This window comes from Corynebacterium tuscaniense, assembly GCF_008693065.1.
In the GTDB taxonomy this organism is placed as follows: domain Bacteria; phylum Actinomycetota; class Actinomycetes; order Mycobacteriales; family Mycobacteriaceae; genus Corynebacterium; species Corynebacterium tuscaniense.
The window spans coordinates 1-13,472 of sequence record NZ_VXKH01000049.1 but is presented as its reverse complement, the minus strand read 5'-3'; the positions used below and the strand labels follow the sequence as shown (position 1 = coordinate 13,472).

At 57.7% G+C, this 13,472-nt stretch carries 17 protein-coding genes and 1 pseudogene; 12 read left to right on the top strand and 6 right to left on the bottom strand.

What is annotated here, in order from left to right; genetic code table 11:
• A partial coding sequence (locus F4V54_RS08475; RefSeq protein WP_150386853.1) for a M23 family metallopeptidase occupies positions 1-500 on the bottom strand: 500 nt, incomplete at its 3' end.
• 577 nt (positions 501-1,077) lie between these two features.
• Here F4V54_RS08475 and F4V54_RS08470 point away from each other — a divergent pair.
• The 6 genes from F4V54_RS08470 to F4V54_RS08445 all read left to right on the top strand — a co-directional run bounded on the left by F4V54_RS08470 (position 1,078) and on the right by F4V54_RS08445 (position 6,511).
• Positions 1,078-1,452, top strand: a complete 375-nt coding sequence (locus tag F4V54_RS08470) for a hypothetical protein (protein ID WP_102724439.1) — start codon at positions 1,078-1,080, stop codon at positions 1,450-1,452.
• A 152-nt stretch (positions 1,453-1,604) separates the two neighbouring features.
• Positions 1,605-2,954: a cell division protein PerM gene (locus F4V54_RS08465; RefSeq protein WP_146014984.1), complete on the top strand. Its 1,350-nt coding sequence runs from the start codon at positions 1,605-1,607 to the stop codon at positions 2,952-2,954.
• An 11-nt stretch (positions 2,955-2,965) separates the two neighbouring features.
• Complete coding sequence (gene purN, locus F4V54_RS08460; protein ID WP_102724437.1) at positions 2,966-3,574, top strand: phosphoribosylglycinamide formyltransferase; 609 nt, start codon at positions 2,966-2,968, stop codon at positions 3,572-3,574.
• Positions 3,571-5,100, top strand: coding sequence for a bifunctional phosphoribosylaminoimidazolecarboxamide formyltransferase/IMP cyclohydrolase (purH, locus tag F4V54_RS08455; protein WP_102724436.1), 1,530 nt, complete (start codon positions 3,571-3,573; stop codon positions 5,098-5,100). The genes purN and purH overlap by 4 nt, the downstream gene beginning before the upstream one ends.
• A 38-nt stretch (positions 5,101-5,138) precedes the next feature.
• Complete coding sequence (locus F4V54_RS08450; RefSeq protein ID WP_150386852.1) at positions 5,139-5,636, top strand: hypothetical protein; 498 nt, start codon at positions 5,139-5,141, stop codon at positions 5,634-5,636.
• Complete coding sequence (locus F4V54_RS08445; RefSeq protein ID WP_249041266.1) at positions 5,636-6,511, top strand: serine hydrolase; 876 nt, start codon at positions 5,636-5,638, stop codon at positions 6,509-6,511. The genes F4V54_RS08450 and F4V54_RS08445 overlap by 1 nt, the downstream gene beginning before the upstream one ends.
• On the opposite strand, the gene F4V54_RS08440 is transcribed toward F4V54_RS08445, so the two are convergent.
• The 5 genes from F4V54_RS08440 to rpmB all read right to left on the bottom strand — a co-directional run bounded on the left by F4V54_RS08440 (position 6,508) and on the right by rpmB (position 8,320).
• A complete protein-coding gene (locus F4V54_RS08440) occupies positions 6,508-7,176 on the bottom strand; it encodes a TetR/AcrR family transcriptional regulator (RefSeq protein ID WP_102724434.1) in 669 nt (222 codons plus the stop codon). The two genes, F4V54_RS08445 and F4V54_RS08440, sit on opposite strands and share 4 nt — an antisense overlap.
• A 164-nt stretch (positions 7,177-7,340) precedes the next feature.
• The gene (gene rpsR, locus F4V54_RS08435; protein ID WP_005291360.1) at positions 7,341-7,589 is read right to left on the bottom strand and encodes a 30S ribosomal protein S18; all 249 of its coding nucleotides are present in this window, start codon (positions 7,587-7,589) and stop codon (positions 7,341-7,343) included.
• Between the two features lie 18 nt (positions 7,590-7,607).
• The gene (rpsN, locus tag F4V54_RS08430) at positions 7,608-7,913 is read right to left on the bottom strand and encodes a 30S ribosomal protein S14 (protein WP_034664014.1); all 306 of its coding nucleotides are present in this window, start codon (positions 7,911-7,913) and stop codon (positions 7,608-7,610) included.
• A 2-nt stretch (positions 7,914-7,915) separates the two neighbouring features.
• A complete protein-coding gene (gene rpmG / locus F4V54_RS08425; protein WP_006841072.1) occupies positions 7,916-8,080 on the bottom strand; it encodes a 50S ribosomal protein L33 in 165 nt (54 codons plus the stop codon).
• Positions 8,081-8,083: 3 nt separating this feature from the next.
• Positions 8,084-8,320 carry a 50S ribosomal protein L28 gene (gene rpmB, locus F4V54_RS08420; RefSeq protein ID WP_034664010.1) on the bottom strand — a complete coding sequence of 79 codons (237 nt, stop codon included), beginning with the start codon at positions 8,318-8,320 and terminating at the stop codon, positions 8,084-8,086.
• A gap of 476 nt (positions 8,321-8,796) precedes the next feature.
• Between rpmB and F4V54_RS08415 the strand changes: the two genes are divergently transcribed.
• The 6 genes and pseudogenes from F4V54_RS08415 to F4V54_RS08390 all read left to right on the top strand — a co-directional run.
• On the top strand, positions 8,797-9,069 hold the full coding sequence (locus tag F4V54_RS08415) for a type B 50S ribosomal protein L31 (RefSeq protein ID WP_034664008.1): 273 nt from the start codon (positions 8,797-8,799) through the stop codon (positions 9,067-9,069).
• A gap of 37 nt (positions 9,070-9,106) precedes the next feature.
• Positions 9,107-9,280 (top strand): 50S ribosomal protein L32, encoded by a 174-nt coding sequence (gene rpmF / locus F4V54_RS08410; RefSeq protein ID WP_034664006.1) that lies wholly within the window; start codon positions 9,107-9,109, stop codon positions 9,278-9,280.
• A gap of 126 nt (positions 9,281-9,406) precedes the next feature.
• Positions 9,407-10,105, top strand: a complete 699-nt coding sequence (locus tag F4V54_RS08405) for a response regulator transcription factor (protein ID WP_034664004.1) — start codon at positions 9,407-9,409, stop codon at positions 10,103-10,105.
• A 44-nt stretch (positions 10,106-10,149) separates the two neighbouring features.
• Positions 10,150-11,574: a HAMP domain-containing sensor histidine kinase gene (locus tag F4V54_RS08400; protein WP_052092809.1), complete on the top strand. Its 1,425-nt coding sequence runs from the start codon at positions 10,150-10,152 to the stop codon at positions 11,572-11,574.
• Positions 11,510-12,841, top strand: a complete 1,332-nt coding sequence (locus tag F4V54_RS08395; RefSeq protein WP_376997587.1) for a S1C family serine protease — start codon at positions 11,510-11,512, stop codon at positions 12,839-12,841. The genes F4V54_RS08400 and F4V54_RS08395 overlap by 65 nt, the downstream gene beginning before the upstream one ends.
• A 67-nt stretch (positions 12,842-12,908) precedes the next feature.
• Positions 12,909-13,358 (top strand): annotated as a pseudogene (locus F4V54_RS08390) (molybdopterin-binding protein); the annotation flags it as partial.
• Positions 13,359-13,472: the final 114 nt, after the last annotated feature.

The window sequence follows — 13,472 nt, the reverse complement described above, 5'->3', positions numbered from 1 at the left end:
CCGGCGCGGACGGGCTGGCCGACGGAGCACTCAACGGTCTCCATGTGGCCGTACACGGTGACGGTGCCGTCCTCGTGGCGGATGCGGACCCAGTTGCCGTAGCCACTTGCCGGGCCAGCGTCGATCACAACGCCGTCAGAGACGGCCAGGATTGGGGTGCCAATAGCGTTGGCGATGTCGACCCCCTTGTGGAACGACCCCCAGCGCGCTCCGAAGCCGGAGGTGTAGGCGCCTTCAGCGGGCTTTACAACGAGGGGAGCGCGGGCGGCCAGGTCAGCGGCGATGCGTTCCTTGTTGTACTCAACAGCCTTCCCCAGCTGTTCAGTGAGGTTGTCGATCGGCTTGTACTCGCTGATGGCTAGGATTTGCGGAACGGAGGCAGGATCGATGTTAGGGATGTCTGTGTTGATGTCCCCTACGGCTGCCGGGCTATTGGCGTTGGCAGCACTGGCGACGGCTGCGCCACCGGTGGTGACTGCGCCTGTGGTCAAGGCGACCATGGCGATGCGTCCCTTGTTGGGGCTCGGCTTACGGTGCTTGCCACCGGTGTGGTTTGCGCGCGAAGAGTTCAACTCAAAAACCTCGTTAGATCGTCATTCGGTCACGGCGGTTAACAGTGGAGTGTTTGTCCGTAATGTAAACGGGACGTTCCGTAATCGTAACCTAGTTGTTATCTACTCGCCGTAACATTAGTCAGACCAACGGCATTAAGCAACCTCTTATGGAGAATTTATTTTTCGTGTCTCATGGCTCGACCCAGTTGCTGCAACAATTAAGCAATCCCACTAGTTAACATTCGTCACAGAGGTTTCAGTTATCTCGGGTTTCTTTGCCGAAAATGCTAAGGGGGCGTTCAGTCTCTTTGTCGGTGGATGGCCCATGCTGCACGTGTAGTGATTTTTGGTGCGACCCCCACACAGGGGGCCTCCGGACAATTTTTACAAAACATGTAACACCGACTTTGACGTACTCGATATTTGGATTGCAAAGGCAAAGTATTGGAGACACCAAAGGTTTGCTGCATGTAACCGTGTTGCAATAATGCTCACGGTATTTCTACGAGACAGGATGTTCATTATGAAGCGCACCATCACCGCTGTAATCGCTGCTGCTACTGCATTCTCCCTCGCCGTCGTTCCGGCGCAGGCTGCTGAAAGTAGCAAACCAGAGATCAACCTTCCTGGGCAGAACTCCTCCAAGCTGGATGACAAGGAAGTTATTGGCGATGCTATCGCACCTGGAAGCGACCGGACCAAGATCATTGAGTCCATCATTAAGGGCAAGGAGGGCGAGGATAAGGCTAAGGCTCTCGGCCCCCTGGCTTCTTCCCTGAAGTCTGACAAGACTAATGGCTGGACATTTGGAACCACCTTCAACATTCTGCTGGGCACCGGTATCACTGCTCTCCTGCTGGTTATCTTCAACTTTGCCAAGGGTGGCATCAAGTTCTAAATCCTTTTCCGTCCGAGAGGCAACAGCTTCAGCGCACACCCCCTAAAGCTCTTCGCCCGTTGTGGAGCTTTAGGGGGTGCTTCGTGCTTTCTGGGCTGTGGGGCCGTGTCCCATCTGCACCCGGGCTTGTTGTCGTGGAACAGTTGGCTGTGATGAGTAACAAGTCCAGTCCGCCTTCGAGGCCCTCGCGCACATCGCCTTCTGCTCGCCGCCGTCCGCGGATAACGCATGGTGCTGAAGTCACGCACACCGATGCTTCCCCTGAAGTCCCCACGACGATGAAGGGGCGGCTTCGCCACTACCTTCCTTTCATTGGTGTGCCGAATGTGGTGTTGGTGCTGGGGATTGCGGTGCTGTGTTTGGGCACGATTCTGCTCAGTGGTGGCCGCCCGGCAGCGCTTCCGGCGGCAATTGCGGAGACATGGTTTGTTGTGCACGGTGTGCCGGTCACTGTTGATGGAGTCACGCTCGGTGCGATTCCGCTGCTGCCCGCGGTTGGTGTGGTTGCGCTCATTGCGTGGCGGGTGCGCGCGGCCACGAAGGATCGCGTGAGCATTCTTGACCTTTATGCCATCGCTGGCCTGGTCATACTGATTCCGTTCACCCTGTCCGCTATCGCGTGGCTCATGGTTGCGGATGCGTCGGCTGTTTTTCCGGTGACGCCGCCTGCAGTATATAAAGGCCTGTTTATCCCGGTGTTCATTCACCTCATGGGCATGGCCTGCGGAATGAACGCCAAGCTGTGGGCAGCACTCTGTCGTCGCGTTGGGGTGCCCGTTGAGTTCGTGGGTATCACCGGGGCAATGATTAATCTTGCGCTTCGCTTGCTTGCTGCGGGTGCTGTGGTCTTCTTGGTTTTGCTTGCATTCGGTGTACCGCGAATCGGGGAGCTGCTCGATGCGTACCCCACCTTGGGGTTCAGCGGGGTTGCCGGCCTCATTCTTGCGAGCGTGTTGTATCTGCCCAACGCTGCTGTGGGAATGCTCGCTGTTCTATTTGGCACACCTATATCAATTGCGGAAGGTTCCGTCTCCCTGTTCGGTGCAGTCGTACCGCCACTGCCACCAATACCACTGTTCGCTGCGATTCCTGGTCATGTTGCTGTGTGGGCGCCGGTGTTCCTCGTCGTTCCGGCGGCTGTGATCATTCACTTCTTCATTCGCCGTCGCCTCGGCGGTTTCGACGTTGTCCTTTTCGCCGCATGGGCCGCGGTTTTTGGGCTGGTCAGCGGGTTGCTTGCCGGCGGCAATGTCGGCGCGTACGGCTGGATTGGTCCCTCACCATGGATCTTCATGCTTGCCGCCGCCGCATGGGTCGGTGGAATCGCAGGCGCCACATGGCTCATTGCTTCCTTCACTCGCCCGCGGGTAGAGGAAGAAGAGATGATTGAGGGCGATCCCCAGGGCACCCCTGCCCCTAAACCGGAGCCAAAGGCTGAACCGGAGGAGACTGCTGAGAGTTCGGAGAGCGCTGAAGCGGGGCTGCAGGAGGATAAGGGCTAGACTCTGTAGGCGTGACAGACTCTTCACTGGCCCCTGAGTGTATTTCTGTAGCTGTTTTGGTTTCCGGTTCGGGGACGCTGTTGCAGGCGATCATCGATAACCGTGGAACCTATAGCGTCGATCTTGTTGTTGCGGATGTGGAATGTCCGGCGCTTGATCGTGCGCGGAAGGCTGGTATTCGCACGGAAGTGGTCCAGCTAGGCGGCGATCGGAATGAGTGGAATGTCCGCTTGAGGGACACCGTTGCCAGCGTGAATCCGGACGTGGTTGTGTCCGCCGGGTTTATGAAGATTGTGGGGGAGGAGTTTTTGGAGCGCTTCGAGGGCGCTTTGATTAACACTCACCCGGCCCTGTTGCCTGCTTTCCCTGGTGCACATGCTGTGCGTGATGCTTTGGCGTATGGCGTGAAAGTCACGGGGACGACGGTTCACTACATCGATTCGGGTGTGGATACAGGTCAGATCATCGCCCAGCGTGCAGTGGATGTGCGCGAGGGAGAAACTGAGGAAGAGTTGCACGAACGGATTAAGGAAGTGGAGCGGGCTTTGATCGTCGATACGCTCAAGCACGCACACACCGCCAACAGCACCATTATTGGAAAGGTTGAGTTCACCGCATGAGCACCCGCACACCTATCAAGCGCGCACTGATCAGCGTCTATGACAAGACGGGCTTGGAAGAGCTTGCAGCAGCATTGGCAGAAGCCGGTGTTGAAATTGTCTCTACAGGATCGACGGCGCAGCGCATCAAGGATGCGGGCGCAAACGTTACGGAGGTGGCTGAGCTCACCGGTTTCCCGGAGGTGTTGGAGGGCCGTGTGAAGACGCTGCACCCGCGCGTGCACGCCGGTATTTTGGCGGATTTGCGCAAGGAAGAGCACGCGAAGCAGATCGCAGAGCTCGGCGTGGAGCCCTTCGAGCTCGTCGTGGTGAATCTGTACCCGTTCGAGGACACCGTTGCTTCCGGTGCGGGCTTTGATGAGGTTGTCGAGATGATTGACATCGGCGGCCCGTCCATGGTGCGTGCGGCGGCGAAGAACCACCCGTCGGTAGCCGTGGTTGTGGATCCTTCGCGTTACGGCGAGGTCATTGAGGCGGTTAAGGCCGGTGGCTTCGACGAGGATCAGCGCCGTCAGCTCGCCGCTGATGCTTTTACGCATACCGCGCTTTATGACGCCGCGGTGTCCACCTGGTTCGCCGAGCAGCTGGGCAATACCGATAAGTCCACGACTCTGCGTTACGGCGAGAATCCACACCAGTCCGCCAGCTTGATTTCCGACGGCACGGGTCTGGCCGGCGCCAAGCAGCACGGTGGTAAGGAAATGTCCTACAACAACTACCAGGACGCGGATGCGGCATGGCGTGCGGCCTGGGACCATGAGCGCCCGTGTGTTGCTGTGATCAAGCACGCCAACCCGTGTGGCATCGCGGTGTCAGAGATTTCCATCGCGCAGGCTCATGCGAAAGCGCATGCCTGTGATCCAGTCAGCGCTTACGGCGGTGTGATTGCCTCCAACCGTGAGGTCACCCTGGAGATGGCGGAGCAGGTCAAGCCGATCTTCACTGAGGTCATCATCGCGCCGAGCTTTGCTGATGACGCGCTGGAGCTGCTGCAGACCAAGAAGAACCTGCGTATCCTTACTGCGGAGAAGCCGGAGCGTGAAGGCAAGGAGATCAAGCAGATTTCCGGCGGCACGCTCATCCAGGATCGTGACATCTACCAGGCCGAGGGCGATAAACCGGAGAACTGGGAGCTCGTCGCTGGTGAGGCTGCCGATGAGGCAACACTGAAGGACTTGGAGTTCGCCTGGCACGCGATCCGTTGCGTGAAGTCCAATGCCATTCTCATTGCTAGCGATGGCGCTGCTGTTGGTGTGGGCATGGGCCAGGTCAACCGTGTGGATTCGGCCAAACTTGCTGTTGATCGTGCGAACACGCTCGATGAAGGCCGTAACCGCACCAATGGTGCAGTGGTTGCCTCCGATGCGTTCTTCCCGTTTGCTGATGGCTTCCAGATCCTCGCGGATGCTGGTGTCAAGGCCGTGGTTCAGCCGGGTGGTTCCATCCGTGATGAGGAAGTCATCGCAGCTGCCAATGAGGCCGGCGTGACCATGTACCTCACTGGTACCCGCCACTTCTCGCACTAGAGTCTGAATCCCGCGGAGACTTAAGGACACGACGTAGCGTGACTGATTCGTATTGGCAGCAGCCCCAGCAGAAATCCAACACTGGATTGATCGTTCTGATCTGCCTCGTGGGGCTGTTACTCCTTGGTCTGCTCGGCTTCGGCGCGTACTACCTGATGTCGGATGATTCTGGTGATTCTTCCGAGGCTCCTGCGCTGACCGTTCAGAAGTCCGAGGAAGGCTCTACTGGCAGCGCAGGTAGTGGCACCAGCTCGAAGAGCTCGAAGTCTACGGTGACTAAGACGACCGATGCCACTGAGACGAAGAATCCGAAGAAGGAGTACAAGTCGTTTGAGCCGGGTTCCTCCGTCACGAGCCAGAGCTTTGCGCAGGCGGTCTATGACGCGTTCCGGACTGAGTATGACGGTGATCCAAACATCACGCTGCATGACGTGCACAGCTCGGTGACCGGCAAGTCCTATACCATGCGGTGCAGTGAAGAAGGCTCCAAGGTTGTGTGCCGGGGCGGTAATAACGCAGTGGTGAAGATCCACTAGTGTGGCGTCTCATCGTGTGCGTGGCGGCGGTCGGACTTGTGGCCTGCGTGTCGTCGTGCACTTTTGGGCCGACGGTGACCAGTTCGACGAAACAGCGTCTCCCGCAGCCAGGCATTGGGATGCCGCCCCTTGAACCCATGCAGCTATCTTCCGAAGAATCTGCACCACAGCCATCGGCTGAATTACAAGCTATTCTTGATAAGTCCGTAGCAGAGGTGGTGCAGGCTTACGGGGGAGTAGCAGAGGTCTCCATCGTTGGTGCTATAGGAGAATATGGTGCAGGCGATGCTGGTGGCTTCGCTGCATGGTCCACGATCAAAGTTCCCATCGCCATCGCGGCGCTTAAAACGAATCCCGGGCTGGCACAACAGGCTGCTCTGGCCATTCAAACTTCAGATAACCCTGCAGCGATGACGTTGTGGAACAGCACCACCCCGGAGGCTGTCGAGGAAGTCCTTGCTCAAGGTGGGGCGCCCATCACGGTACAACGCCAGTACATCCGGCCAGAGTTCTCACCCTTCGGCCAAACCAAGTGGACAGTGGCAGAGCAAGCACGTTTCGCCTCACATTTGCGGTGTGTAGACGGGGCGGGGCCTGTGTTGGAACTCATGGGATCGATCACCGCAGGGCAGTCCTATGGGCTGGGCACGTTTCCTGCTGCGCGTTTCAAGGGCGGGTGGGGCCCATCAGCGCTGAATGGGGGATATGAGGTGCGCCAATTTGGGCTGGTCCAAGATAAAGAGGGCCGGGACGTGGCTATCGCTCTTGCTGTGCGCAGCGGAGACGGCTCCTATGCCAGCGGTCAAACCATGGCGAGCCAACTTGCTGCTCTTATTCGCCCGGCACTGAACACAGCGCCGGCAGCGCACTGTTAACGGGCGGTCTTCTCCAGTAGGTCAATAGTGCGGTAGCCACGATCCTCCGGTAGAGGCGTGTGCAAAACATCCAGAACAGCATCCGCCAGAACCACCGAAGGGGAAGGCAAAGCATCTGTTACCAGCGGGTACGGGGCTTTACCAGTGTTGTCCCGCAACTCCACAGCAGCAAGAGACATGTGGAAAGGCAGATCAATACGCGGATCATCATCGCCCACTATCTCAGCGGCGAGGGAACGGAAGATTGACTCCAGCGTGCCACGCAGCTCGTGGTACTCCGTGAACTCCTCCGACATGGCAATGGGTAGCTGATACAGCCGGCCAATATTCCACTTCGAGGACAGCAGAATACGCGTCTGCGCCGCCACGAGAGCCCACAATTTCAGGCTCGGCGTCGCATCGGAGGCCGCCAGATCCTCCGCCAAGCTTATCGACGGCTCGATTGTGCTCTTCAACAATTCCAAGAAGATATCTGCCTTGGAAGGGAAGTGGTAGTACAAAGACGCCTGCCGCATTCCTACAGCATCGGCAATCTCATGGGTGGAGGTGGTGGCAAAACCCTGTTTGGTGAACAGTTCTGCTGAAGCGTCGAGGATCTCTTCGCGCGCGGTGCCGCCAGAGCGGCGCGGTGATGACTTCCGCGGGCGGCCAACGCTTCGTGCCATGCGCTCCTCCTAAAAGCGTGATCTAAGGGTGGGCAGTATTTCAACAAAGATACCTAATGGTGGGGTTCACGTAGACGCAGACCAGCATAAAGCACTTCAGCGCCCACCTCCTTGGGGGAGGGGGCGCTGAAGACTGTCGAAGCTCTAGGCGAAAACCAGTCGATTTAGCGGCTGGTGAACGGCAGGAGAGCCATCTCACGCGCGTTCTTCACAGCGGTAGCGACCTGGCGCTGCTGCTGCGGAGTCAGGCCAGTGACGCGACGCGAGCGGATCTTGTGGCGATCGGAGATGAACAGACGCAAGGTCTCAATGTCCTTGTAGTCCACAGCTTCGATGCCTTTGGCCTTGAGCGGGTTCTTCTTCGGGCGGCGGGACTGCTCCATCCGCGCCTTACGGTTGTTATTGCGCTTCATGTTTACAGACTCCCTTGATTACCACGAGGACTTACGGACGCCCGGCAGCTCGCCGCGGTGGGCCATCTCACGCATACGAACACGAGACAGACCGAACTTGCGGAGGTAGCCGCGGGGGCGGCCATCGTGCGAGTCGCGGTTACGGACGCGAGCCGGGGAGGCATCGCGTGGCTGGCGGTTGAGCTCAAACTGAGCCTCGAGACGGTCCTCGTCGGTCGTCTCTGGGTTACGGATGATCGCCTTGAGCTCCTGACGGCGCTCAGCGTAACGCGCGACGATCTCCTTGCGCTTTTCGTTCTTAGCGATCTTGGACTTCTTCGCCATACTTATCGCTCCTCGCGGAATTCAACGTGCTTACGCACAACCGGGTCATACTTCTTCAAAGTGATGCGGTCCGGGTTGTTGCGCTTGTTCTTACGGGTGACGTACGTAAAGCCGGTGCCTGCAGTGGACTTCAGCTTGATGATGGGGCGAATGTCATTGCGTGCCATGAGCTAGATCTTCTCCCCTCGGGCGCGGATCGCTGCAACGACGGATTCGATGCCGTCGCGGTCAATGATCTTGAGCCCCTTCGTGGATACGTTCAACGTGATGTTGCGGCCCTCAGAGGGCAGGTAAAACTTCCGCTTCTGCACGTTGGGGTTCCAACGGCGCGAGTGGCGGCGGTGCGAGTGGGACACGGTTTTGCCGAAAGACGGCTTCTTTCCCGTGACCTGGCAATGTGCCGACATGGTTACTTCTTTCTCCTAGCCGCTTTGAAGTCAGGGAGACATTGTGTGCGTCGTGGCTAACCGCCTTGATGCACGTAGACGTCACGCTCGTTGCTGGTAAAAGGCCTGAAAGTGAGGTTGGCCTGGTAGCTCGAGGGCGCCACACGTCGCCGGTTGACTAAAGCGTTTACGTGTACTTCGACAACAGCGAGAGTAAACACTACACGTGGAGCTAGTGATCTCATAATCGCTTTTGTTGTCTCCTTCCGTATGGTTTATCGGCGCGTTCCTCGTCGAGGTGTTTGTTTTTCGTGTCAGATTGTTTCAGCCGAATGGTCTATGAGTTATTGGCTAAGCAGGACAAAGCAATTTCGTTATTGTGCTGAGCGCCTGTAACATGTTCCGAGTCCAATTCGCACCCAACTCAGGCACGATCCAGTGGATGAATATGACCAATGGAACCGACCTGAAGTATCAATCCTGAGGGAAACGAAGAGATGAAAAAAGATATCCACCCTGATTACCACCCGGTGATCTTCCAGGACGCAGGTACTGGCCACCAGTTCCTGACCCGTTCTACCGCAACCTCCGGCCGCACTGCCCAGTGGGAAGACGGCAATGAGTACCCGCTCATCGTCGTTGATGTGACCAGTGAGTCGCACCCCTTCTGGACCGGCGCACAGCGTGTCATGGACACCGCCGGCCGTGTTGAGAAGTTCAACCGCCGCTTTGGTGGGATGGCCCGCCGTAAGAAGAAGTCCGACAGCTAAAACCGCCTACTGATCCGGTCAAAGGAGGAGAAACACCATGGCAACCCCGAAGTTTCGTAAGTCCCGCTCGAATACGCACCACCGCCGTTCGCAGTGGAAGGCAGACAATGCCGCTCTGCAGGAAGTGAAGATCGACGGCCAGACCGTGCGCATCCCGCGTCGCCTGGTCAAGGCAGCTCAGGCTGGTCTGATCGACGTCGAGCAGTTCTAAACACGCTACGCGTTTAGTTGCCGCCGGAATACTTCCGGCGGCTATTTTTTATGTTTTTTACGGACTTTCACACGATTTGGGGGGACAAAGACAAGATTCTTTGGAGCCTATGGTCATAATAGGTGCATGAAAATTCTGGTCGTCGATGATGAGCAGGCGGTACGTGAGTCTCTCCGTCGCTCTTTACAATTCAATGGGTATGACGTGTTCCAAGCGCGCGATGGAGTAGAAGCTCTCGCTGTGATCAATCAGGAGCGGCCCGATCTGACAATCCTTGATGTGATGATGCCTAAGCTAGACGGGCTGGGTGTGTGCAGGGAGCTCCGCTCTACCGGTTACGACAGGCCGATTCTGATGCTTACGGCGCGCGACGGCGTTTCCGACCGCGTGGCTGGGTTGGACGCTGGGGCGGATGATTACCTGCCCAAACCCTTTGCTTTGGAAGAGCTTCTCGCGCGTGTTCGCTCGTTGCTGCGCCGCGCCCGGGCTGATGCGATTGCACAGACGGGCAGTGCAGCCACTGATCTTCAGTTCCAGGATCTGTACCTTGATGTGGCCACCCGTGATGTTCGTCGGGGTGACCGCCATATTTCCCTCACTCGTACCGAGTTCGCATTGTTGCAACTCCTTATGCAAAACCCCCGCCAAGTTCTGACGCGTCAGCGGATTCTGGAAGAAGTCTGGGGCCATGATTTCCCATCCTCCGGCAATGCACTTGAGGTGTACATCGGATACCTGCGCCGTAAGACTGAGGCAGGCGGTGAAATCCGCCTCATTCACACCGTGCGTGGCGTGGGCTACGTGCTACGGGAGACTGCCCCGTGATCCTGAGGGCGCTGAGTAGCTACAGCACAACTAATGGCGGATGGGTGGATGCGCACCCTAAATCGTCGTTACGCGCGCGCGTAGCTGCATTTGCGGCCACCGGTGTGGCATTCGCGGTGGGCATGACCGCATTGCTGTCCTTCTTCGCGGTGTCCGGAACAATCAAGCAAAACGAACTGCTTGAGTTAGATGCCCGCACAGTTGCACTTATGCGGCAGGCGCGGGACATTATCGACGGTACAGAGGTCAACGTCGAGGATGCTAAAGAGGACCTGGAGGTAAATCTCCGCGAGCAGCGCATTGGGGAGCTGGTTACGCACTTCCGCATGGATAATCCCGGTTATCTTGTAGCGGTGTCGCCGGGGTTGCGCGAGCCTTTCATTGGTGATGCCTTGCCGATTGACAAGTTGGCGGGACCCGAGCAGGAACCAGATTGGTCGCACCTTGATTTCACAGGCGAGTGGGTGTCTGTCCTACGCTCCGACGAAGCGACCGTGGCTCTTGGGCGTAGCTCGCGCACGCTGTCCTTGATGGAGAACCGGCTTACAGCCACGTTGATGGGCATCGTGGGGTTGGGTACGTTTGTCGCTACGCTGACGGGTCTGCTCATTGCGCGGGTAACGGTCCGTCCCTTGGAGCGTCTCAGGAGGTCCATCGATGGCGTGGTGTCGACGGAAGAGATTGAACCCATCGAGGTAATTGGTAACGATGAGTACGGGCGCCTAACTGAATCCATCAACGAGATGATGGAAACTCTGAATGATTCACGCGTGCGTCAGTCCCAGCTCGTTGCTGATGCAGGCCATGAATTGCGTACGCCGTTGACATCAATGCGCACCAACATCGAGTTGCTCATGATGTTGCACCGCACAGGCCAGGTGGGCACGATGTCGTCGGAAGATTTGATGGACCTTGAAAACGATGTCATTGCGCAGATGCAGGAGATGTCCACCCTCATCGGTGATTTGGTAGATCTTGCCCGCGAAGGCGCGCCGGAGCAGGAGCTTCAGCCGGCGCGCTTGGATGAGATCATTGCGGACTCGCTTGAGCGTGTGAAGCGCCGCCGTCCGGATGTTGAATTCCGTGTGCGCCTTGATCCGTGGGTGATTAACGCGGATGTGCCGGCACTTTCGCGGGCGCCCGTGAACCTGCTGGACAACGCCGCAAAATGGTCGCCTCCGGGCGGCGTTGTGCGTGTGAGTTTACGTGCCGCACAGCGTCGTGCTGTGCTGATTATCGACGACTCGGGGCCAGGCATCCCGCCCGAGGAGCGCGAGAAGGTGTTTGAGCGTTTCTATCGTGCAGCGGAATCACGCGCTATGCCTGGTTCAGGGTTGGGTCTTGCCATCACACGGCAGGTGTTGGAACGCCACGGCGCATCCATTTCCGTCGATGAATCAGATGATGGGGGAACCCGCATCCGCATCATTTTCCCGGGCAACCGACCAACGGATGAGCCCTCACAGTAAGAGTTCAGCAAGTACTACGCTTAGCCCTGAAAGCGGACAAGAGACGACACAGCAAGGCGGAGGACAATTTTCAACCATGACTTCACCTGATTACCACGGCTACAACCTTCCGTATGGCACTCCGCAGCAGCCATATCTTCCTCCCGCCCCGCCAAAGCAGAAGAAAGGGCTTGGCGTTGGGGCAGCCGTGGCACTCGCTCTGGCCACTTCTTTAGTGGGTGGTGCAGCAGCCGGATATACCGCTGGAGTGCTGGCGGGATCCGGCAACCGACAGCAACCCTCTATTGGTGCCAGCAATGAACAGAACGCGCTGGAAGCGCCAGTGATTTCCCGCAAGGAACCAGCGCCTGAAGGCTCGGTTGAACAGGTCGCTGCCGCGGTGTTGCCGGCGGTGGTGTCCATTGAACTGATCAGTGGTTCGCGGGTGATGTCCGAAGGATCTGGTTCCATTATCTCCGCCGATGGCAAGGTGCTCACGAACCATCACGTGGTAGCGGAAGCCGGGGCGGGCCAAGCAGAGCTCGTGGTCACGTTGAATGATGGGACGAAACACCGGGCATCCTTCATTGCTTCGGACGTGAACACGGATGTGGCTGTGATTCAAATAGAGGGGGTCAGTGATCTACCCGTAATTCAATTCGGTGATTCGGATTCGCTTGCGGTAGGCCAGTCCGTCGTGGCGGTTGGATCACCCCTTGGCTTGTCCGCAACAGTGACCACGGGCATCGTCTCCGCCCTCAACCGCCCGGTCCGCGCGGCCCAAGGTAGGGGGGAGAGCTCCCTCATGGACGGCATTCAAACAGACGCAGCTATCAACCCCGGTAACTCAGGTGGCCCTTTGGTGGACATGAATGGCCACCTCATTGGCATGAACTCTGTGATCGCCTCGCTCTCACAGAGTAACTCCGGTGAGGGCGGTTCTATCGGTTTGGGTTTTGCCATTCCTTCGAATTTTGCGCGCCGGGTTGCTGATCAGTTGATCAATGAAGGGCAGGCCCGTCAACCAATGATGGGAGTGCAAGTGGACATCCGCCATGTCTCTGACGGTGCACTGATCAGTGCGGTTCAGCCGGACAGTCCCGCGGAGCAGGCAGGTTTGAAGGAAGGGGATGTTGTCGTGCGGATCAATGATCGTCCGATTGAGTCCTCTGACGCCCTCGTTGCTGCCACGCGCTCGTTCGATTTTGGGGAGACTGTCACCCTGGTTGTTCGTTCCGCTGGATCTGAAGAAACCAGAACGGTAGATGTGACCTTAAGTTCAGAGTAGATTTCTCTATCAGAACTATTAAACGTGCATCAGTAACACCTGGTGCACCCACAACGAGGAGCCCGCCATGTCCAACACACTCGACGCGCTTGACATCAGTGAGCCCGATGAGGAAGTCCTCCTTGCTGCAGAGGCGGAAGAAGGACTGCCGGTACAGCCGTGTGCGATCGCTGTGCTTGTCAGCGACCACAAGCAGGGTGGGGCGATTGATGAAGGCTCGGATCGTTTGGTCTACGAGCTCCTGCAGGAAATTGGTTTCAAAGTCGATGGCGTGGTCAGCGTGAAATCGAAGAAATCCGAGATCCGCAAGGTCATTGAAACCGCTGTTGTGGGTGGCGTGGATTTGGTGGTCACCGTTGGTGGCACCGGCGTGGGGCCGCGCGACAAAGTGCCGGAGGCTACTCGGGCTGTCATTGACCAGATGGTTCCCGGCGTTGCGCAAGCTGTGCGCTCCTCCGGTCAGGCCTGTGGCGCTGTGGACGCGTGTACCTCCCGTGGCATTTGGAGGGTGTCAGGAATTTTGTGTGTGAGGCTCTGACGTAGAAGGAGTTTCACCGATAATGACTACGGTGTCACCGAAGAAAGCCCATGACCCATCGAGGGTCAACGAGATCAGCGCAAAGCTGATGGA

Bases quoted from the DNA above. Each gene is read 5' to 3' on its own strand.
- rpmF (WP_034664006.1), top strand. From the start codon at position 9,107: ATGGCAACCCCGAAGTTTCGTAAGTCCCGCTCGAATACGCACCACCGC.
- rpmB (WP_034664010.1), bottom strand. From the start codon at position 8,320: ATGTCGGCACATTGCCAGGTCACGGGAAAGAAGCCGTCTTTCGGCAAA.
- F4V54_RS08405 (WP_034664004.1), top strand. From the start codon at position 9,407: ATGAAAATTCTGGTCGTCGATGATGAGCAGGCGGTACGTGAGTCTCTC.
- F4V54_RS08440 (WP_102724434.1), bottom strand. From the start codon at position 7,176: ATGGCACGAAGCGTTGGCCGCCCGCGGAAGTCATCACCGCGCCGCTCT.
- rpsN (WP_034664014.1), bottom strand. From the start codon at position 7,913: ATGGCGAAGAAGTCCAAGATCGCTAAGAACGAAAAGCGCAAGGAGATC.
- F4V54_RS08465 (WP_146014984.1), top strand. From the start codon at position 1,605: ATGAGTAACAAGTCCAGTCCGCCTTCGAGGCCCTCGCGCACATCGCCT.
- F4V54_RS08470 (WP_102724439.1), top strand. From the start codon at position 1,078: ATGAAGCGCACCATCACCGCTGTAATCGCTGCTGCTACTGCATTCTCC.
- purH (WP_102724436.1), top strand. From the start codon at position 3,571: ATGAGCACCCGCACACCTATCAAGCGCGCACTGATCAGCGTCTATGAC.
- F4V54_RS08415 (WP_034664008.1), top strand. From the start codon at position 8,797: ATGAAAAAAGATATCCACCCTGATTACCACCCGGTGATCTTCCAGGAC.
- F4V54_RS08395 (WP_376997587.1), top strand. From the start codon at position 11,510: ATGGGGGAACCCGCATCCGCATCATTTTCCCGGGCAACCGACCAACGG.
- rpsR (WP_005291360.1), bottom strand. From the start codon at position 7,589: ATGAAGCGCAATAACAACCGTAAGGCGCGGATGGAGCAGTCCCGCCGC.
- rpmG (WP_006841072.1), bottom strand. From the start codon at position 8,080: ATGGCACGCAATGACATTCGCCCCATCATCAAGCTGAAGTCCACTGCA.